General features: G+C 37.4%; 18 protein-coding genes. 11 read left to right on the top strand and 7 right to left on the bottom strand.

Features of this window, described 5'->3' with window-relative positions; all coding sequences use genetic code 11:
* The first annotated feature begins 110 nt into the window (after nucleotides 1-110).
* The 5 genes from argC to A7A69_RS01340 all read left to right on the top strand — a co-directional run bounded on the left by argC (nucleotide 111) and on the right by A7A69_RS01340 (nucleotide 5075).
* On the top strand, nucleotides 111-1166 hold the full coding sequence (argC, locus tag A7A69_RS01360) for an N-acetyl-gamma-glutamyl-phosphate reductase (RefSeq protein ID WP_152876036.1): 1056 nt from the start codon (nucleotides 111-113) through the stop codon (nucleotides 1164-1166).
* Nucleotides 1167-1245: 79 nt separating this feature from the next.
* Nucleotides 1246-1992 (top strand): DUF6776 family protein, encoded by a 747-nt coding sequence (locus tag A7A69_RS01355; protein WP_120370563.1) that lies wholly within the window; start codon nucleotides 1246-1248, stop codon nucleotides 1990-1992.
* A gap of 18 nt (nucleotides 1993-2010) precedes the next feature.
* A complete protein-coding gene (gene clpS / locus A7A69_RS01350) occupies nucleotides 2011-2424 on the top strand; it encodes an ATP-dependent Clp protease adapter ClpS (protein ID WP_004989257.1) in 414 nt (137 codons plus the stop codon).
* A gap of 11 nt (nucleotides 2425-2435) precedes the next feature.
* Nucleotides 2436-4712 carry an ATP-dependent Clp protease ATP-binding subunit ClpA gene (gene clpA / locus A7A69_RS01345; RefSeq protein WP_120370564.1) on the top strand — a complete coding sequence of 759 codons (2277 nt, stop codon included), beginning with the start codon at nucleotides 2436-2438 and terminating at the stop codon, nucleotides 4710-4712.
* 3 nt (nucleotides 4713-4715) lie between these two features.
* Nucleotides 4716-5075, top strand: coding sequence for a YnfA family protein (locus A7A69_RS01340; RefSeq protein WP_120370565.1), 360 nt, complete (start codon nucleotides 4716-4718; stop codon nucleotides 5073-5075).
* Nucleotides 5076-5146: 71 nt separating this feature from the next.
* Here the strand turns inward: A7A69_RS01340 and argF are convergent, their stop codons facing one another.
* Both argF and A7A69_RS01330 read right to left on the bottom strand, forming a co-directional pair.
* Nucleotides 5147-6061 carry an ornithine carbamoyltransferase gene (argF, locus tag A7A69_RS01335; RefSeq protein ID WP_152876035.1) on the bottom strand — a complete coding sequence of 305 codons (915 nt, stop codon included), beginning with the start codon at nucleotides 6059-6061 and terminating at the stop codon, nucleotides 5147-5149.
* A 102-nt stretch (nucleotides 6062-6163) separates the two neighbouring features.
* Complete coding sequence (locus A7A69_RS01330) at nucleotides 6164-6799, bottom strand: TetR/AcrR family transcriptional regulator (protein ID WP_152876034.1); 636 nt, start codon at nucleotides 6797-6799, stop codon at nucleotides 6164-6166.
* A 724-nt stretch (nucleotides 6800-7523) separates the two neighbouring features.
* Here A7A69_RS01330 and A7A69_RS01325 point away from each other — a divergent pair.
* The 4 genes from A7A69_RS01325 (at nucleotide 7524) to A7A69_RS01310 (ending at nucleotide 10792) form a co-directional block, all read left to right on the top strand.
* Nucleotides 7524-8417, top strand: a complete 894-nt coding sequence (locus A7A69_RS01325; RefSeq protein WP_120370568.1) for an amino acid ABC transporter substrate-binding protein — start codon at nucleotides 7524-7526, stop codon at nucleotides 8415-8417.
* Nucleotides 8418-8513: 96 nt separating this feature from the next.
* Nucleotides 8514-9356: an amino acid ABC transporter permease gene (locus A7A69_RS01320; RefSeq protein ID WP_152876033.1), complete on the top strand. Its 843-nt coding sequence runs from the start codon at nucleotides 8514-8516 to the stop codon at nucleotides 9354-9356.
* Nucleotide 9357: 1 nt separating this feature from the next.
* On the top strand, nucleotides 9358-10035 hold the full coding sequence (locus A7A69_RS01315) for an amino acid ABC transporter permease (protein ID WP_120370570.1): 678 nt from the start codon (nucleotides 9358-9360) through the stop codon (nucleotides 10033-10035).
* A 13-nt stretch (nucleotides 10036-10048) separates the two neighbouring features.
* Nucleotides 10049-10792 (top strand): amino acid ABC transporter ATP-binding protein, encoded by a 744-nt coding sequence (locus A7A69_RS01310; protein ID WP_120370571.1) that lies wholly within the window; start codon nucleotides 10049-10051, stop codon nucleotides 10790-10792.
* A 138-nt stretch (nucleotides 10793-10930) separates the two neighbouring features.
* On the opposite strand, the gene A7A69_RS01305 is transcribed toward A7A69_RS01310, so the two are convergent.
* Nucleotides 10931-12367, bottom strand: coding sequence for a DcaP family trimeric outer membrane transporter (locus A7A69_RS01305; RefSeq protein ID WP_187349143.1), 1437 nt, complete (start codon nucleotides 12365-12367; stop codon nucleotides 10931-10933).
* Between the two features lie 736 nt (nucleotides 12368-13103).
* On the opposite strand from A7A69_RS01305, the gene A7A69_RS01300 reads away from it, so the two are divergent.
* Nucleotides 13104-13574 (top strand): Lrp/AsnC family transcriptional regulator, encoded by a 471-nt coding sequence (locus tag A7A69_RS01300; protein WP_120370573.1) that lies wholly within the window; start codon nucleotides 13104-13106, stop codon nucleotides 13572-13574.
* 52 nt (nucleotides 13575-13626) lie between these two features.
* Here A7A69_RS01300 and A7A69_RS01295 read toward each other — a convergent pair whose 3' ends face one another.
* Both A7A69_RS01295 and A7A69_RS01290 read right to left on the bottom strand, forming a co-directional pair.
* Nucleotides 13627-14376, bottom strand: coding sequence for a YebC/PmpR family DNA-binding transcriptional regulator (locus tag A7A69_RS01295; RefSeq protein ID WP_120370574.1), 750 nt, complete (start codon nucleotides 14374-14376; stop codon nucleotides 13627-13629).
* A 111-nt stretch (nucleotides 14377-14487) separates the two neighbouring features.
* Nucleotides 14488-15048 carry a 1-acyl-sn-glycerol-3-phosphate acyltransferase gene (locus A7A69_RS01290; protein WP_120370575.1) on the bottom strand — a complete coding sequence of 187 codons (561 nt, stop codon included), beginning with the start codon at nucleotides 15046-15048 and terminating at the stop codon, nucleotides 14488-14490.
* Nucleotides 15049-15410: 362 nt separating this feature from the next.
* Between A7A69_RS01290 and A7A69_RS16515 the strand changes: the two genes are divergently transcribed.
* Nucleotides 15411-15569 carry a hypothetical protein gene (locus A7A69_RS16515; protein WP_171406786.1) on the top strand — a complete coding sequence of 53 codons (159 nt, stop codon included), beginning with the start codon at nucleotides 15411-15413 and terminating at the stop codon, nucleotides 15567-15569.
* Between the two features lie 371 nt (nucleotides 15570-15940).
* Here A7A69_RS16515 and A7A69_RS01285 read toward each other — a convergent pair whose 3' ends face one another.
* Nucleotides 15941-18100 (bottom strand): TonB-dependent receptor, encoded by a 2160-nt coding sequence (locus A7A69_RS01285; protein WP_152876032.1) that lies wholly within the window; start codon nucleotides 18098-18100, stop codon nucleotides 15941-15943.
* Nucleotides 18101-18510: 410 nt separating this feature from the next.
* Nucleotides 18511-19041, bottom strand: coding sequence for a ferritin-like domain-containing protein (locus A7A69_RS01280; protein WP_120370576.1), 531 nt, complete (start codon nucleotides 19039-19041; stop codon nucleotides 18511-18513).
* Nucleotides 19042-19412 lie beyond the last annotated feature (371 nt).

Raw genomic sequence — 19412 nt, 5'->3', positions numbered from 1 at the left:
CAGCACTTCATTGCATCAGCTTTAATAAAGCTTTTTGAAGCTGTCGAGTTGATTGTAGAAATCCAAGTAAACTGCCATACTATCTGCCATTCGGTTGATATTTAGAGGTAATGATCGTGGTCTCTGTCGGAATTGTTGGGGGAACTGGATATACTGGCGTTGAATTATTGCGTCTTTTATTACGACATCCGCAGGTCACTGTTCAAATTCTTACTTCGCGTACTGAAGCTGGTAAACGTGTTGCTGATATGTTTCCAAGCCTTCGTGGTCATACTGATCTTGAATTTTCAGATTTGAATCTGGATCAATTAAAACAATGTGATGTGGTCTTTTTTGCTACGCCACATGGTGTTGCGATGCAACATGCACAAGAACTACTTGCTGCCAAGACTAAAGTTATTGATCTTGCTGCTGATTTTCGTTTACAAAATCTAGAACAGTTTGAAAAGTGGTACGGTTTACAGCATAGCTGCCCAGATGTCTTAAAAGACTCGGCTTATGGTTTAACCGAGCTAAATCGCGAGAAAATTAAACAGGCAAGTGTGATTGGTAATCCTGGTTGTTATCCAACGACAGTACAGTTGGGTTTAGCACCGTTATTAAAGTCTGAACAAAACTTAGTAAACCCTTCAAGCATTATTATTGATGCAAAATCGGGTGTATCTGGTGCTGGTCGTAAAGCAAGCATGGGAATGATCTATTCAGAAAATGCCGACAATTTTAAAGCTTATGGGGTAAGTGGTCATCGTCATCATCCTGAAATTGTTGAAGCTTTAGAAAATATATCTGGTCAAAAAGGTGTATTCGATCATATTGTATTTGTGCCACATTTGGTGCCGATGATTCGCGGTATGCTCAGTACTATTTATATTGACTTGACTGAAGAAGGTGCAAAAACTGATCTTCAAGCACTTTATGAGCAATTTTATGCCCATGAAAAATTTGTAGATGTGATGCCGCCTAATAGTTCACCTGAAACCCGTAGTGTACGCGGTTCTAATGAATTACGTATTGCATTATACAAACCACAACCCCATAAACTAATTGTATTATCCGCACAGGATAATTTGGTTAAGGGGGCGGCAGGTCAGGCTGTACAAAATATGAACTTAATGTTTGGGTTTTCAGAAGATACAGGTTTAACAGGTATTGGTTTATTACCATAAAAAACGCTTTTAAGCTTCACACACATTTAAATATCGATTTAAATGTGTGCTTTGGTTCTATCTTCAAATAGAGATGGCGATGCAGAATACTGAACAAATAAATAACGATGATCTACAAACACCTAAGCCGTCATTTTGGCATACGAACAGACCATTAGTAGTTGGAGCAGTTGTTCTGATTTCTGGTAGTTTTTTATTAGGTTATACCGTTGGACATCGTCAGGGCTTAACTGTTGTTGGTTACGATGCCGATGCAGAGCAACTGGTTGAGGTTGTTCAAAAACAGAAAACTGCACTTGATGCAGTGAATAAAAGTTTAAATGCAACGGTACAAGAGCGCGATATTGCTGTGAGTAATGCCAATGATTTATATCAAGGCATTACACAGGCAAAAAATGATAAGGCACAAATGCAAAGCATGAGTGCGCTTTATCGTGAAATCCTACGCCAGAGAGGTGGTTTAAGCTTGACGATTCAAGATCTGGCGATTAAATCATTACCTGAAAATGCATTTGAATATCAGCTTGACTTAGTTCAAGTCAGCCCAAACAAACGTCGTGCTGCAGGTTCTGTTGAAATGCGTTTAATTCAGGGCGATGAAATTTTGGTTGTGCCGTTGGAAGATAGTAGTTTCAATTTTGATGATTTTGAGCGTTTAACAGGGCGCTGGACCATGCCAAAAGGCTTTACTCCGCAATACATTGAGATACGTCTGACAGGTGCTACGCCTGTAACCAAACGTTTTAGCTGGCAACGTGGCAAGCCTGTTGAAGCGGAGTCTGCCTTTGTTGCAGAAATTCCCCAAGCAGAAGCAAATGCAAATTAAGAGTGAATCAAAGAGTATATGCGAACGAATAAGCGACAAATTAGTTTAAAAGACGTGAAAGCTTCCTTTTACCAGTCTGGATATGTCGATTGGCATATCAACCCGCGCTTAAGTGATTCGCAAAGTAATGAGCCAGAAGGTGACATTGCAGTACAAACTGCTGAACCTCAGCTAAAACGTCCACCTCTATATGCGGTCGTGTTGTTGAATGATGATTACACACCAATGGACTTTGTAATTGAAATTTTACAACAATACTTTGCATTGAATCTTGACCAAGCCACTCAAGTAATGCTAACAGTACACTATGAAGGTAAAGGTGTTGCTGGCGTCTATCCGAGAGACATTGCGGAGACCAAAGCAAACCAGGTAAATAATTACGCTCGATCTCAAGGTCATCCATTACTTTGTCAGATCGAACCCAAAGATTAAAAGGGGGTCGTATGCTCAGTCGTCAATTAGAAGTATCCTTACGTTTGGCTGTAAGCATGGCTCGTCAAAAAAGGCATGAGTTTCTCACTGTAGAACACTTATTGCTGGCTTTGCTCGATAATGATTCGGCTGTAAATGCACTTAAGGCGTGTGGTGCCGATATAGTTTCATTGCGTAAAGAACTAGAAGAATACGTAGAACAACATACGCCGAAGCTTGGTGAAAATAACGATCAGGCTCCGCATCCGACTGAAAGTTTTGATCGTATTTTACAGCGTGCTATTTTCCATGTGCAATCTAGCGGCGGTGATCGTACTGTCGAAGGTGCTGATGTATTGGTGGCGATGTATTCTGAACGTGATTCCTTTGCGGTCTATTTACTAAAACGTCATCAAATTAATCGTTTGACATTAACTCAGTATTTGTCTCACGGTACACGTAAAGAAGATATCCAACCCGAAGAAGAAGTTGAAGATATCGAGGGTGATGCATCGGCATCTTCCAATGCTGGCCCTTTAGAGCAATTTACGCTTAATCTTAATAACGAAGCACTCAAAGGTAAAACTGATCCTTTGATCGGGCGCGAAAAAGAGATCGAACGTACCGCGCAAATTCTTTGCCGTCGTCGGAAAAATAATCCGTTGTTGGTGGGCGATCCAGGTGTTGGTAAAACTTCAATTGCGGAAGGTTTAGCGTGGTTAATTGTCAATGGCAAAGCTCCAAAACCACTTGCCAATGCTGAGGTTTATAGTCTGGATATTGGTGCCTTGGTTGCAGGAACCAAATATCGGGGTGACTTTGAAAAGCGTTTAAAACAACTTCTAAATGCTTTAAAGAAAAATCCCAATGCAATTTTATTTATTGATGAAATTCACATGATCATTGGTGCTGGTTCAAGTATGGGCAGTACAATGGATGCTTCGAATTTAATCAAACCTGCGTTGGCAAATGGAAGTTTACGCTGCATTGGTTCGACCACTTTTCAGGAATATCGTCAAGTCTTTGAAAAAGATCATGCATTATCACGCCGTTTCCAAAAAGTCGATGTGAATGAACCAAGTATTTCTGAAACGATTGATATCTTACGTGGACTCAAAACCAAGTTTGAAGATTTTCATCATGTCGAATATGAAGATAAAGCTCTAGTTGCTGCGGTTGAACTCTCTTCTAAATTTATTAACGATCGTTTCTTACCTGATAAAGCGATTGATGTTATTGATGAAGCAGGTGCGCAGCGTCGTTTAAAAGCAGAGTCAGATGATAGTTTGATTACGATTGAAAATATAGAAGATATCGTTTCGAAAATTGCACGAATTCCGCCAAAAACCGTATCTAAAGATGATAAAGCCGTTCTTGAATACCTTGAGCGGGATCTTAAACGCGTGGTTTTTGGTCAAGATGAAGCGATTAGCGCACTTGCATCTGCGATTAAATTATCTCGTGCAGGATTAAAAGCACCAGACAAACCTGTTGGTAGTTTTGTATTTGCAGGCCCAACTGGGGTGGGTAAAACAGAAGTCACCAAACAATTGGCAAAATTGTTAGGTGTGGAACTGGTACGTTTTGATATGTCTGAATATATGGAACGTCACGCGGTTTCACGTTTGATTGGTGCACCTCCAGGTTATGTGGGATATGATCAGGGCGGCTTACTGACAGATGCAATTCACAAAAATCCACATTGCGTATTATTGCTAGATGAAATTGAAAAAGCCCATCCTGATGTGTTTAATCTGTTGCTACAAGTTATGGATCATGGTGCTTTAACAGACAATAATGGTCGTAAGTCTGATTTTAGAAATGTGATTATTGTTTTAACAACAAATATTGGTGCAGAAAGCATTTCGAGAGCCAGTATTGGTTTCACAGAGCAAGACAATAGCAATGATAACCAAGAGGCGATGAAACGTGCATTTGCGCCTGAATTCCGTAACCGTTTAGATGGCGTAATTCAATTTAAGGCATTGCCAACATCAGTTATTGAATCTGTTGTCGATAAGTTCCTGACCGAGCTACAAGCACAACTCGATGACAAAAAAGTAGTGCTTGAAGTTGATCAATCTGCTCGTGATTGGTTAGCCGCGAACGGTTATGATCGTCAAATGGGAGCACGTCCGATGCAGCGTCTAATTCAGGAACATTTGAAAAAGCCGCTTGCTGAGATGATTTTATTTGGTGAGTTGGCTGATCATGGTGGCAACGTAGCTGTTTCTGTGAAAAAAGAAGATGGCAAAGATGTTGGACTACAGCTTTCTGTCTTTGAAGATCAAACTGCTGAGCCTGCTTAATCGATGCTAGAAGATTTCTCAATAACCCGGATACTCAGTGTATTCGGGTTATTTTTATTAACAGCTATTGCTGAAATATTGGGCTGTTATTTTCCTTACTTAATTTTAAAAGAGGGGAAAAGTACATGGCTATGGATTCCTACCATAGTTAGCCTTGCATTATTTGTATGGCTTTTAACGTTGCATCCAGCTGCTTCAGGTCGCATTTATGCTGCTTATGGCGGAATCTATATTTTTACAGCATTGATGTGGCTTCGATTTGTTGATCAGGTTGCATTGACTCGTTGGGATTTATTGGGTGGTTTAGTGGTTTTAATTGGTGCGAGTTTAATTATTTTGCAACCACAAGGTTTGATTCGATAAGTTTTATTTTTCTAAGTTCAAAAAGTAAAAAAACGCTGTTTTAAAACAGCGTTTTTTTAATATCAAACATATTATTTTGATTGTTCGTTTAGCAAGAATTCCATCAATGCCTTTTGCGCATGTAAACGATTTTCAGCTTCATCCCAAACAACAGAATTTTTATGATCTAGCATATGTTCTGAAATTTCTTCACCACGATGCGCTGGTAAGCAATGCATAAATAAACAATCTGGATGTGCAATATCCATCAGTTTTTCATTGACCTGAAATGCAGAAAAAGCTTTTTCACGAAGTTTTTGTTCTTCTTCTTGCCCCATACTCGCCCAGACATCAGTCACGATCAGATCAGCGTTGACGGCTGCATCTTCAACATTATCAAAAACCTCTGCACAGTGTGCAAATTCTGCTAGAAATTCGGGTTTTGGCTCATAACCTTTTGGAGAGGCAATTTTTAATTTAAAGCCCATCATATGTGCTGCCTCAATGTAAGAGTTGCACATATTGTTGCCATCACCAATCCAAGCTACAGTTTTACCATTTATGCTGCCACGGTGTTCCTGATACGTTTGTAGATCGGCTAAAAGCTGGCAAGGATGATGATCATCAGTTAAACCATTGATCACAGGAACTTTGGAATAAGAAGCAAATTGCTCAACGATTTCATGACCAAAAGTACGGATCATGACAATATCAAGCATGCTTGAAATAACACGAGCAGAATCTTCAATGGGTTCACCGCGACCTAATTGAGTATCGCGTGGCGAAAGAAAAATAGCACTACCACCAAATTGATTAATGCCTGCTTCAAAAGAAATACGGGTACGTGTACTCGATTTTTCAAAAATCATTCCTAGAACTTTACCCACAAAAGGCTGAAATATCTGTTTTTCATGCTGTAAGCGTTTTAGTTCGCTTGCACGATCTAAAATACGGTTTAATTCCAAAGAAGATAAGTCGCGTAAAGTTAAGAAATGCCGTAGAGCCATGGTTACTCCACAATAATTGTTGTTAAACAACAATTAGTTGCTGATAAATGAAGAAAAAAAGAATCAAATACTATACTACATGTGTTTGAAAATGCAAAGAAATTAGCTTAACTGATGGCCTTTCAAAAAAATATCCACGCAATATTCAATATGATCAAGAATTTCGTGATGATCTACAGTCATTGGAACTCCCATCGTAATTTTCCACTCAATATTACGCAAAATACCAAAATACATCATGGCGGAGTTAAACGGCTGAGGACAATCGATTTTTCCTTGTTGCGCGGCCTGTTCCAAAGCACAAGCAATGGTTTTTTGCACGAACTCAGGGCCACGTTCATGTAAATAAAGCGCTAGTTCAGGATCACTTTGTGAACGTTCAATGACTAAACGCATAAAGGCTGCATTTTCAGCACAGGTAATTTTCTGATAAAAACCGATCAAAGTTTGAATGAGATAGCTTCTTAAATCTTCAATATGGCTATTAAATGCCACACAAATATTTTTAAAAAAAAGCTCACGTCTATAATCACAAATGGCTTTAAACAAGCCTTCTTTGCTACCAAAATATTTGTAAATAGACGCTTTGGAACCGCCTGCATGATTAACAATATCATCCAGAGAAACGGCATCGTAGCCACGTTCTAAAAATAACTCAGTGCCGCTTAACAAGAGCGCTATACGGCGTTCATGTCCTCTTCTGGTTTGGGGTAGTTCGCAGCAGACGTGTTGAGTCATAAGGTTAGGGGGTCTCTACATAAAATTATTGGAAACTTAAGAAATTAAATACCCAGATTACAGTATAGCAAAATTTAGCAAGGCTGGCTGTGTAAAGGTAACGGTCGTTTTGGGCTTGATAGATGTTTTGTATATGGGTGTAAATATGGATGATTCAATAGCGTTATATTGTGAGTTATAAAAATGCTAAGTTGATTAAAACCTGAGCTTACACTCGGGGATAAAGATAAATCTCAAAAAAGTATTTTTCATTGTTACTTAAATAACTTGGAACTATGATTTGTAAAAATAATTAAACAATAATCATTTATAAAATGAATGCTTGATAAAAGCACAATCATTTACCCAAGAAAAATATTTGTCATAGATATTTGGCTAAAAGATATCTTCTTTTGTTGAAATGCTTATTTATGTCGCATTTTATAAATAATGTGTGCACCAAATAGGATATTCTTTAAAGATTAATTAAATAAATTGTGTAAAAAAAAGACACTTAGAGCGTAAAATAGGAAAACTAAAACTAAAGTATAACAAAAAAGGAATTTTTTAATCTTTTCATTTTTTTTCAATAGCGTATAAACAGAGCTATTATCAATCGATAATTAAGTAATAATTAGAAGTTGGCTTGATAATTGCAACTAGGAAAAACAAGCTCATCCTTTAGTATCTTTGAATAATACGATTAAGATACCAAAAGGAGAGAACTTATAATCAAGGAGTTTTTATGAAACATTCAGCGACCTCACTACTTGTATCTGCACTTATGGTTTTTACAGTCGGAGGAGCAACACAGGTTCAAGCTGCCGATACATTGGCAAAAATTCAAAAGAGCGGAAAAATTATTATTGGGCATCGTGAATCTTCTGATCCAATCTCTTATGTCGTAGGCGGTAAACCAGTGGGTTATGCAGTTGATATCTGCAATAACTTTGCCAATGAAATTAAAAAAGACCTTAAGATGCCAAATCTTAAAGTTGAATATAAGGCGGTGACTTCTTCGACACGTATCCCAGAACTTTTATCAGGAAATATTGATATGGAGTGTGGTACGACGACAAATTCGAAACAGCGTCAGGAGCAAGTGGGTTTCTCAACCAATTACTATGCGACAGAAGTTCGTATGGCGGTTAAAGCAAATTCAGGCATTAAAAGCCTTGCAGACTTAAATGGTAAAGCAGTTGTAACTACTCAGGGAACAACTTCAGACAAATACATTAAAATGAATGAACGTGGTCAACAGATTAATGTGCAAAACATTTATGGTAAAGATCATGCAGACTCATTTTCAATGATGGCTTCAGGTCGTGCAGCTGCATTTGTAATGGATGATAATATTTTGGCAGGACTAATTGCCAAATCTTCTAATCCAAAAGAATTTGCAATTGTTGGGCCAGTATTATCTTCTGAGCCATACGGCATTATGATTGCAAAAGATGATCCTAAATTTAAGGCAATCGCAGACCGTACAGTTAAAGGTATGTGGAAGTCAGGTCAGATGGATACTTTGTATAAAAAATGGTTTCAATCTGCCATTCCTCCAAAAAATACCAACTTAAATATGCCTCAAAGTCAATCGTTCAAAAAATTAAAAGCAAATCCTACTGATGCAGGTATTTAACTTATTAGGTTAATGAGTAGTCGCTAGATCGTTGGCTCATGCAGTGATTTTTACTGCATGAGCTGTACTTTTTGAACTTTATTAAAAGGGGCAGCTATGTCAGTTGGCTCATTAAACTGGACTGCGTTTTGTGCTGAATCCAATGAATACGGAATGGATAAGGCTGCTTGGGCTGAATCGATCTGTAAAGGATTAGGCAGTGCAAGTTATTCTCCCTACGCCGATGCACCTACATGGCTTCAAATGTTAGGTTCTGGTGTATTTACAATGATTTGGACCGCTGTAATTGCATTTTTAATTGCTTTTTTTCTAGGATCTTTGTTAGGTATTATTCGTACTTTACCAAATAAGCCTCTAGCTTTTATAGGTAACTGTTATGTCGAGGTTTTTCGTAATATTCCTTTAATTGTACAACTTTTTTTCTGGGCTTTTGTGTTTCCCGAGTTTTTGCCTGATAGCTTGAGTTCAGGGAGTGGAGATATTGTTGCAGGCGGATGGTGGAAAAATATTTTAAATACGCATCCTGCCGTCATTGGTGTTTTTGCTTTAGGGCTTTATACCGCAGCACGTGTATCTGAACATATTCGGGCGGGGATTAATACAGTTTCACGCGGTCAAAAATATGCTGCTTCTGCACTGGGTTTTACCACAGGTCAAAGCTATCGCTATGTAGTTTTGCCAGTCGCTTATCGAATTGTCTGGCCAACGATTACTTCTGAAGCCATGAATGTGTTTAAAAACTCAGCAGTGCTATATGCCTTAAGTGTACTGAATTTCTTTGCCTATACTAAAACCATGCGGGAAGAGACTTCTCAAGATATTGTTATTTTAATTTTATCTACGCCAGTGTATTTAATTATCACATATGGAATTAAATTTGTGATGGCTTGGATTGAGAAAAGAATGGCAGTGCCAGGTTTAGGCTCGGGAGGGAAGTAATATGGACTTTAGTTTATTACAACATCCTGACGTAATTCATGCATTAAGAGAAGGCTTTGTTTTTACCCTTACGGTAACTGTTTTGTCTATGATCGGTGGGATTCTCATCGGTACACCTCTGGCAATGATGCGTTTATCCAACAATTTTGTTGCGCGTAATTTTGCCAAGTTTTATGTGGATGTTTTTCGTGGTATTCCACTGATTCAGGTTATTTTTATCTTTTATTTCTTATTGCCTAAAGTATTTGATTTTCAATCAGATACGTACTGGGGGCCATTATTTTCCAGCGTTGTGACTTTTGCTATTTTCGAAGCAGCATTTTTTTCTGAGATTGTACGCTCAGGTATTCAATCTGTTTCTAAAGGTCAGGTGAACGCGGGTTATGCATTAGGTTTTACTTATGGTCAATCCATGAAATATGTGGTTTTGCCTCAGGCTTTTCGTAATATGTTGCCTGTACTTTTAACGCAAACCATTATTTTATTTCAGGATATTTCTTTGGTATATGTGATCAGTGCGCCTGACTTTTTAGGTCGTGCAGATACATTGGCCAATACCTATGGGCCTGAAACAAAAGCCACTTTTTATTTTATTGTAGCTCTGGTTTATTTCTGTAGTTCGTTTTTGCTTTCGCAACTTGTAAAACGATTACAGCAGAAAATTGCCATCATTCGCTAATTGGAGATTTTAAATGCCAATGATAGACATCCAACATATCTCTAAATGGTATGGTGATTTTCAGGTTTTAACAGATTGCACCACCAGTATCGAAAAAGGGGAAGTGGTCGTCGTTTGTGGCCCTTCTGGGTCTGGAAAATCAACATTGATTAAAACCGTCAATGCCCTTGAACCTATACAGCAAGGTAATATTTTGGTAGATGGAGTATCACTATGTGATCCTAAAACCAATCTTGCCAAGTTTCGTTCTAAAGTCGGAATGGTCTTCCAGCATTTTGAACTATTTCCCCACATGACTGTACTTGAAAATTTGACAGTAGCACAGGTCAAGGTGCTGAAACGTTCTGTGGCAGAAGCACGCGAAAAGGGCGTGAAATATCTTGAACGAGTCGGCTTACTTGCTCATAAAGATAAGTTTCCAGGTCAGCTTTCAGGTGGTCAGCAGCAACGTGTCGCTATTGCTCGTGGATTGTCCATGGATCCGATTTGTATGTTGTTTGATGAGCCTACATCTGCACTTGACCCTGAAATGGTGGGTGAAGTTTTGGAAGTCATGATGCAACTTGCTAACGAAGGCATGACCATGATGTGCGTAACGCACGAGATGGGCTTTGCCAAACGAGTATCTAATCGCGTGATTTTTATGGATGAAGGTAAAATTCTGGAAGATTGCGCGACCAGCGAATTTTTTGGCAATTTACATGCTCGTCATGATCGCGCCAAATTATTTTTAGACAAGATTCAAATGATGCATTAAGTGTTTTATCATTGAAAAGAAGAGTCATTGTCTTGGCTCTTTTTTTATTACTATGATTGTTATTCTAAGTCGAATAAATTTGTTTATAAAAAACCACAGATCAGGATTGATCTGTGGTTTTTTAAATCATGAAAGAATTTAGAAGCTGTATTTAGCCATTAAATTTAAACGTGAATAATCACCATCGTCTGATTTGTTCGGATCAAGCTGTTCAAAAATCTTACGTTGACCATAAGTATATTCAACACCTAAATCAATCGCTTTTGTCGGGCTATAAAATGAGTTGACAATGATGTTATATAAAGTCTTATTTAAGCCATCGCGTGTTGCTGGCAAAGTTGCAGCGCGGGACGCAAAATCTGCATAACCATTATCATCTTTGTACCAAATACCACCTGCAGCAATGGTTGATCTCAGTTTTGGACTCCAAGTGCGTGAGTAACCAATCAAACCTGAGTTAAATTCGCTTTCTGAAATATTTAAACTACCATCGACATTGCTTGAAGCGACATAAGCTGAATTGCCGTAAAGCAAGTAACGGTTATCACCTTTAACATGGTAGTAATTGGCAAATACGGTATCTGCATCGGTGATTTTATATTTTGCGCCTAAACCGACACCCCAACCGAGTTTTTCTTCATCATTGCTGTCATTGGTTGAAATACGGTTTTCATGTAAAAGTGCATGGGCCTGAGCCAAGAATTTATTATCGGCTGTTTTAAAATCATAACGAGCAGTTAAAGCAGGGAAACGGTTACCACCACTTGATGTTGTACCATTTGCATTGATAACGGCATTACCTGTTGTAATGTTATCAACATCTCCACCTTCTAATGCCAATAATAATTTCTGATTGGCATTGATTGGCTGTGTATAACGAACCTGAACAGTTCGTGTTGAACCATACCCCATTGGGCCGTTGAAATCGACTGTCTCTGGTGCAGTATCAACGTTTACAAACGGAGAAGTGGTTTGACCTGCTAACCATTTTCCAACATTCACATAGGCATGACGTACTCGTAATGAACCCGTACCATTCGTTCCAGATGAGCCCATAAAGTCGGCTTCAATTTTACCTGTAATCTCGCCAATGTCGCTAGGACGTGAGAAATCAAGGCCAAAGCGAGTGGTTGCTGCGGTGACGTTAAGCGCATCTTCGGTGGCATTTGCAGAGTTCAGAGGAACTTTGTTGGTTGGGTTATTGATGTTCGTGGTGTCAGCATTTGTGCCTTTAAAGTCATAAGTCGCATCTGCACGGACGCTACCATAAAGTTTCACTTGTGTTTGCCCATCTGGCAAAGTGAACCAACCTGGTTTTGCATTGGCAGGCGCTGGTGCAGCTTGTGCTATAACAGGTGCTGGTGGCGGAGTAGCAATAACTGGTCGAGCCTTTTGCTCTGCCACGATTTGTTTTTGGGTAACTGCCTGTTGTTGAATCAATGCGCGAAGTTCTGCGACTTCTGCACGTAATTGTTGTATCTCTTGCTGCTCACTAGTAGCAGCAAAAGCTGGTAGAGAGATTGCGGATAGCCCCAGTGTACTCATGCAAAGTACTAATTTATTAAGTTTGATCACGATTACTCCAATGATGATGGTAAAAGCTCAAATCAAAAAAAGCTTCGTGTTTTTACTAACAAGAATAGTGCCAATAATTAAGACAGACTAATGAGTCTTTTGTGTTTGGTTGAAAAATATCCAAAAACTAGCCAATATGAAAAAAAAGAATAAAATAAGATAACTATATGTAATCTTTGAAAACTCTAAAGTTTTTATTCAGAATAATAAGTATTAAAAAGTCCTAAAATAAATCATTCATGTTCCAATTTATTGCAATTATTTAAATATTTTTTTAGAAGTAGTTCGCTTTTGATCTTTTATTTTTTAAAGTAAATTTTATTAATTATATGAGTTAAAATGACATTTATAATCGATTATTTATAATAATCTGGTAAAAAATAACATAAAAATAACATTTAATGAAAAATAATTTAAATTTCGCTTGGTTTCTTTTTATTTTAGGGAAATAATTCCATACAGATATTGGTACTTTATATATCAGGGTGTGATGGGGACTGAGAAGAGTGATCAGCGGATTGGGAGATACGCAGATCTGACCCAAAAGGTCTCAACTCGGCTTTGACACAATTGACCACAAGTTAATTGCAAGATGATTTCATTTATCGGTGAATACGTCGTCACAAGTAAACTGATGTTTTCCCTTGACCCTGTAAAATTTTAACCCTGTAAAAATTAAATGGTTATAAAAAGTTCCAATAAACTCAAATATCCTAATTAAGATTGTGGAGCATCGATGGAACTGGATCGTTTTGATAAACAAATTCTTGAAATCTTAACCCATGAAGATGTCAATCTGAATGAGCTTTCTGAGCGCATTAGTCTTTCAGTCAGTTCGGTGCATCGGCGGATTAAACATTTAATTGAAACCAATATCATGAGTAGTCTGAAGCGTGATATTAATTTTGCGAAGCTTGGTTTTACTTTACATATTTTGCTGCAAGTTTCTTTAAGTAAACATGATACCGAGACTTTTGATAAATTTCTGACAGAGATTGAAGATATTCCTGAAGTCACCAACGCCTTTTTGGTTACAGGTCAGAGTGCTGATTTTATTTTAGAACTAGTTGCACGAAATATGGATGATTATAGTGATATTTTGCTGCGAAGAATTGGTAAAATTGACAATGTTGTTGCATTACATTCAAGCTTTGTCATTAAGGAATACAATGTATTTAACTGCTATAAGTTGTTAAATAAACTATAAAAATTAATAATAAAAAACGCGCAGTGAGCGCGTTTTTTAAAACAGATTCAGATTAAGCATCGAGCTGAGTCAATACGTCTTCCGAAAATTCAACGTTAGTATAAACGTTTTGAACATCATCCAGATCTTCAAGCATATCAATCATTTTTAGGATTTGTTTTGCTTGTTCAATGTCTGTAATTTCAGCTTTAGTCGATGGGCTCATAACCACTTCAGCATTGTCAGATTTTAAACCTGCTGCTGTCAGTGCATCCTGGACATCACCAAAACTTTCAGGTGAGGTAATGACTAAAATGCCATCTTCTTCAATTTCAATATCGTCTGCACCAGCTTCAAGTGCAACTTCCATAATTTTGTCTTCTAACGAAACGTCTTCAAAGCTAATTTCACCACGTTTGGTAAACAGATAAGAGACTGAACCGTTAGTTCCAAGATTTCCATTGGTTTTGCTAAAGCAATGGCGAACATCGGGCACAGTTCGGTTCAAGTTATCCGTCATGGTTTCAACCAAAACTGCAACACCACCGACGCCATACCCTTCATAGGTGACTTCATTTAGATCATCGTTATCTTCGCCACCCGCACCGCGTTGAATTGCGCGGTTAATCGCATCACGGGTCATGTTCACCGATAATGCTTTTTCAACGACAGCACGTAAACGCGGATTACTGGCGGCTTCAGCTCCACCGAGTTTAGCTGCGGTGACAATTTCACGAATATATTTGGTAAAAACTTTAGCACGGCTGGCATCTTGTTTTGCTTTACGATGCTTTGTGTTTGCCCACTTGGAATGACCTGCCATGTTGCAATATGCTCCTTAAGGATGGGGATGAGTACCCGATCAAATTGTGCAGATTCTACCATAAGCCTATTTTTAGGAGAAAGAGGCTAGCTTTTGAAAAATCAACAAACACTAATTTTTTGTTTCAGGAATATAAATGTCCAAGCCAACTTTTTCTTTATAAAGCTTTTGGATCTTGATCAAATCTTGATTGAGATCAGAAGGATAAATTTTACCTAAAATACCACCTTTTTTTGTTTTAGCATTGGCATACATCAGTACGATAGGAACATTCGCTGCTTTTGCAATGTGCCAAAAACCTGTACGAATCGGTTTACGTGTTTCACCATTTTTTGCGCGGGTTGCTTCAGGTGCGATCACTAAATTGAAGCTTTCATGTTCATCAAATAGTTCAACCATTTGCGAAACAATATCCTTACTGGCTTTACGATCAACTGGAATGCCTCCAATTTTTTCTAAAAGTGGTTTAAGTGGGCCTTTAAAAAGTTCTTTTTTAATGAGTGTATGAATTTTGATCTCTAAAATTTCAAAAAGCGCCAATGAAAGTATAGCGTCCATGTTAGATGTATGTTCAAAGCCAATAATGACCTGTTTATTTTCCAACGTATTGGGTTCGATGTGATATGACCAGCCAGAAAGCTTGAAAATAGACTTGGCAAGTTGCTTTTTCATGATGAACATCCTTTAAAGATCGGCATAGTGTAGGGCGCTTTATTGAAAAAACAAGAAGCAAAAGCTATTTTTATACGAACGTATAAAATTTTACGTTCAATGCTGACGTAAGTTTAAGTAAGGATAGGTGACATTAGGTGAGCTATTTTATCGATCAAATAATTGAAGAGAAGCTAAACTATTCTTGTTTAAAAAAAATACACAAATATTCTATTTTTTAGTCTTACATAACTTTAAACAATCTTACAGACCGAATTATTGTAAACCTAACTTATGGTCTAGCATGAACGGACATCTTAGGGTTTTAACTCAACTTCTAAATGACTAAGGTGATTTAAAAAGCAAAAATGAGGAACATTGTTATGTCTAATCAACGCCAACAAGGTCAATCGCAAGATCAACAATCGAATCCGTCAAAGCAACCTCAACATAACCAACAGTCTGACCAACAGCGTCAGCAAGAACAGCAAAACCCAAACCAGCAAAAAAACCAGCAAAAACAATCTAATCAACAACGTTAGAATATAATCTGAATTATTCTTCGTGTTAAAGGAAAAATGGCGCAGATATTGCGCCATTTTTAATTCATAAAAAATATAAGTTGATATAAATAAAGTGTTAAAAAAGAACAAAAATGCCATTCCGATGATAAAAAAACAGAATAGACTTTAGTCTTATCTAACTTTGATTTATAAATATTTTTACCAATTAAAATAAGGACATTTTAATGTGGATGACGTTGATGATTGTTGCAAGTTGCGTTTTTATCATCATTTGTATATGGAGTGCGTTGGAAGTTTATTTCGAATCACGAAAACGTCGAAAGCGGGCTAAGATGACTGAAATATAAATAGGGCGTAGCAACGCCCTAAAAAGATTTTCAATAGATTTTTTAGTATTTAAATTTTACGGTGAAATTGATTTGTCTTGGATCACCTATTGTGACCATATTGCTATTAAGCAGACCAGCGTAATAGTCTTTATCGAATAAATTTTTGATAGATAGCTGTGCTCCCCAGTGTGCTGCATCATATCCAGCCTCTGCATCGTAAAGTATATATGATGGTATGTGAGTATCCAGACCATTATACGATTTTGAACTTTCACCACGAATAGCCCCACCGAGATACCAGCCTAAATCACTTTCAACAAGATAATAACGCGAAGACAAGCTATAAGTATTTTGCGGAATATTGTTTAACGGTAAGCCAATATTGGTAAGTACTGTATCTTTTGTTGTTTTGGCATCGAAAAGATGACTATAACTTGCGGAGAGTTTTAAACGATCTAACAGATAAGCATTAATTTCTGCTTCTATGCCTCGAGTTTGTTGTTCGCCATTTAAAACATAAGAGCCAGAATTATTGGGATCTACGGTTGCGACATTTTGACGGCGTAAATCGTAAAGGGCAATACTGCTTTGAATACGCTGATCCAGACTTTGCAGCTTTAAACCCACTTCAACTTGTTTACCTGTTTCAGGCGCTAGAATATTACCTGATACATCTGTGCGGGTATTTGGTAAAAATGAAGTTGCATAACTTGCATACGGAGCAATCATGTCATTTATGTTGTAGAGCAAACCAGCATTTCCAGTAAATTTTTGATCGGAGTTCTGGATTTGAGCCAATTTGTTGAACACACCATTTTTCGATACATTTTGGGTTGAGGCTTGTGCCCAATCCTGACGACCTGCCAGACTTAAAATTATTTTTTCGGTGATATTGATACGATCTCGTATATAGAAGCCAGTATAACGCAAGCGATTAATATCCTCAGTGCTATTGTTTTTGACATAGCTAACTGTCTGATCATACACAGGTTGATATAGATTCAAATTACCCGTAGTGTATCGATCATTGACATAATCATCTTTGGTTTGCATGGCATCTACACCAATATTCAGATTATGAACCATATTTAGAAGATTAAAATCACGTTGAATACTGTTATCAATAGAATAGGTTGTAATGTCATGTGTCTGATAACGACCATTATTACTACGATTTAATGTTGTGTAGGCTGGAGCATTTGCAGCCCAAAACGAGGAACCTGTTTGAGTAAAAATAATGTGCCCAGTTGATTGTAACTTTTGTATTGCTGCATTTTGATTGAATTTCCAGCCATTATCAAAAGTGTATTGATATGTCCAACCTGTTCGATATACATCACCCTTATAAGCTCCGAATTCTGGCTCACCGATATACAAGTCACGATCAATAGCGCCATTGGGATTGGCTTTTAACGTTCCAAGCACAGGCAAACCCTGTTGGCGCAGATATTCACGATGTTGATAACTTGCGATGATTGATAAATCAGCTTTATCACCTAAATCAAAATTGTATGAAGGGGAAACATAAAAATTTTTAAAATAAACATAATCAGTCGGGTCATCTTGATCCGCAATACGGCCTGTGAAACGAAAAGCGCCTTTTGCTGTTTGATTTGGCGCGTAGTTCATATCAAACGTGGCCTGTTTCAAATCATAACTACCATAGGTGAGCGCAGTATTTACAAAAGTTTGAGACTGTGGCCGCTTAGTGACCAAATTAACCATGCCACCAGGTTGCACCAAACCAAAATTTACAGAAGCTGGGCCTTTTATGATCTGCACTTGATCCATGCCTGAAAGTTCTACAGCAACGCCTTCAGAGGTAGATTGGCTTTGTTTTAAGCCGTCAATAAAAATTTGATCGGACGAGTTTTGCCCCCGTATAAAAAAATCATCCCAACCGCGACGACCTAAATAACCTGCGCTAACGCCTGCTACACCATTGATCGCATCAGCAAGCGTATTTGCCTGTTTTTGATCTAATTGTTTACGTGTAATTACACTAACAGATTGCGCTGTTTTAAATAGGGGGGCATCTGACTTTAAAGTGGAGTTGGCATGAACCGCTGGCATTAGAGCATCGTTTATATTTGCTTTTAGCGAAATCACAGGAAGTACATCAGAGTGCATTTCATCTACAATTGTGTCGTTTGTAGTTGCCATTAATGATGTTGAAAATCCAAAGCATAAAATAGAAGAACTAAGTACATGTTTGCGCATTGAAATGCTCAAAGAAAAAGATTTAAGAATGATTGCTATTATCTTGATTTAAAAGCTATATTCAAGCCTATATGTTATTGATTATTCATAATTTTGTTGATATTTCAAATTAAATTTTAATATTAAGTTCTCTTAAATCAATAAGATAAAATTTCTTTAATTTATGGTTTTTAGTGTATAGCTAGACTAAATGAATCATGATTTTCATATAGATTTTATAAATAATCACGACTAGGCATGTTTTTAAAGATCAAAATTAAAACACATTTGCATGAGATAAATGCAAATGTGTTTCTCTTTCACAAAGAATTTAGCTCAAATTTAAAAAGGGCAGTCTCAATCAAATATTGGTGACTACCTGATCTGGTTTAAGCCAAAACAACTAAAATCATTTAATGTTTCCGAAAGCTTTAAAGATCACTTAGAATATCAGCCATGTCATCGGCGTGTTCTTCTTCCTGAGCAAGAATATCTTCAAGAATTCTGCGAGTTGTTGGATCCTTGTCGCCGATATATTGAATGATTTCACGATAAGAATCGATTGCGATACGTTCAGCAACCAGATCTTCAGTTACCATTTCTTTTAAGGTTGTACCTTCAACATATTCTGCATGTGAACGATCTTCTAAACCTTTAGGGTTAAAATTGGGTTCACCACCCAATTGCACAATGCGTTCCGCAAGATTATCTGCGTGAGTCGCTTCTTGAGCTGCATGTTCTTGAAACTCAGCAGCAGCTACCGATGCTTTAACACCTTGAGCCATAAAGTAATGGCGTTTATATCGTAAAACACAAATTAATTCAGTCGCCAACGCTTCATTGAGTAATTTAATAATTTCTTCACGGTCTGCTGAATATCCTTCAGTCACAGCGCCTTCTTCGACATGCTGACGTGCTCTTTGACGTAAAGTTGCAATATCTGTAAATTCTGCATTCGACATGGGTAAGTTCCTCAACTTTTTGAATTACATATATAAATTTTAATATCTTGGTGATATCAGAAAACGAGGTTAAATCTTTTTATAAAAGCTAAATAAGATATGCCATTACACATTTCTTAATCACTATTGTTGTTAAATATTCCTAAAATAAATAGGAGAGATGGGGATGATATTTGTAAAAATTAGAAACACAAGTATATGAAAATCATTATTATTTTGTTTATTGATTGAGTAATGGATAAGCACTGATATTTTGTATTCTTCGCTAAGTTGCTTTTATGTTTTTAATTGCAGCTTTAATGATCAAAAAATCAGTATCTTAACTTTACTCGACTGATCTATATCGGATAGAATCACCCGAGTAGAATCAT

This window comes from Acinetobacter guerrae, from assembly GCF_009372255.1.
Lineage (GTDB): Bacteria > Pseudomonadota > Gammaproteobacteria > Pseudomonadales > Moraxellaceae > Acinetobacter > Acinetobacter guerrae.
This window is presented reverse-complemented; position numbering and strand designations above follow the sequence as displayed.

Excerpts from the sequence above, each read along its gene's own strand:
- A7A69_RS01330 (WP_152876034.1), bottom strand. The coding sequence starts at position 6,799 with ATGACTCAACACGTCTGCTGCGAACTACCCCAAACCAGAAGAGGACAT.
- argC (WP_152876036.1), top strand. The coding sequence starts at position 111 with ATGATCGTGGTCTCTGTCGGAATTGTTGGGGGAACTGGATATACTGGC.
- clpA (WP_120370564.1), top strand. The coding sequence starts at position 2,436 with ATGCTCAGTCGTCAATTAGAAGTATCCTTACGTTTGGCTGTAAGCATG.
- A7A69_RS01320 (WP_152876033.1), top strand. The coding sequence starts at position 8,514 with ATGTCAGTTGGCTCATTAAACTGGACTGCGTTTTGTGCTGAATCCAAT.
- A7A69_RS01310 (WP_120370571.1), top strand. The coding sequence starts at position 10,049 with ATGCCAATGATAGACATCCAACATATCTCTAAATGGTATGGTGATTTT.
- A7A69_RS01295 (WP_120370574.1), bottom strand. The coding sequence starts at position 14,376 with ATGGCAGGTCATTCCAAGTGGGCAAACACAAAGCATCGTAAAGCAAAA.
- A7A69_RS01285 (WP_152876032.1), bottom strand. The coding sequence starts at position 18,100 with ATGCGCAAACATGTACTTAGTTCTTCTATTTTATGCTTTGGATTTTCA.
- A7A69_RS01300 (WP_120370573.1), top strand. The coding sequence starts at position 13,104 with ATGGAACTGGATCGTTTTGATAAACAAATTCTTGAAATCTTAACCCAT.
- clpS (WP_004989257.1), top strand. The coding sequence starts at position 2,011 with ATGCGAACGAATAAGCGACAAATTAGTTTAAAAGACGTGAAAGCTTCC.
- A7A69_RS16515 (WP_171406786.1), top strand. The coding sequence starts at position 15,411 with ATGTCTAATCAACGCCAACAAGGTCAATCGCAAGATCAACAATCGAAT.
- A7A69_RS01325 (WP_120370568.1), top strand. The coding sequence starts at position 7,524 with ATGAAACATTCAGCGACCTCACTACTTGTATCTGCACTTATGGTTTTT.
- A7A69_RS01280 (WP_120370576.1), bottom strand. The coding sequence starts at position 19,041 with ATGTCGAATGCAGAATTTACAGATATTGCAACTTTACGTCAAAGAGCA.
- A7A69_RS01355 (WP_120370563.1), top strand. The coding sequence starts at position 1,246 with ATGCAGAATACTGAACAAATAAATAACGATGATCTACAAACACCTAAG.
- A7A69_RS01340 (WP_120370565.1), top strand. The coding sequence starts at position 4,716 with ATGCTAGAAGATTTCTCAATAACCCGGATACTCAGTGTATTCGGGTTA.
- A7A69_RS01315 (WP_120370570.1), top strand. The coding sequence starts at position 9,358 with ATGGACTTTAGTTTATTACAACATCCTGACGTAATTCATGCATTAAGA.
- argF (WP_152876035.1), bottom strand. The coding sequence starts at position 6,061 with ATGGCTCTACGGCATTTCTTAACTTTACGCGACTTATCTTCTTTGGAA.
- A7A69_RS01290 (WP_120370575.1), bottom strand. The coding sequence starts at position 15,048 with ATGAAAAAGCAACTTGCCAAGTCTATTTTCAAGCTTTCTGGCTGGTCA.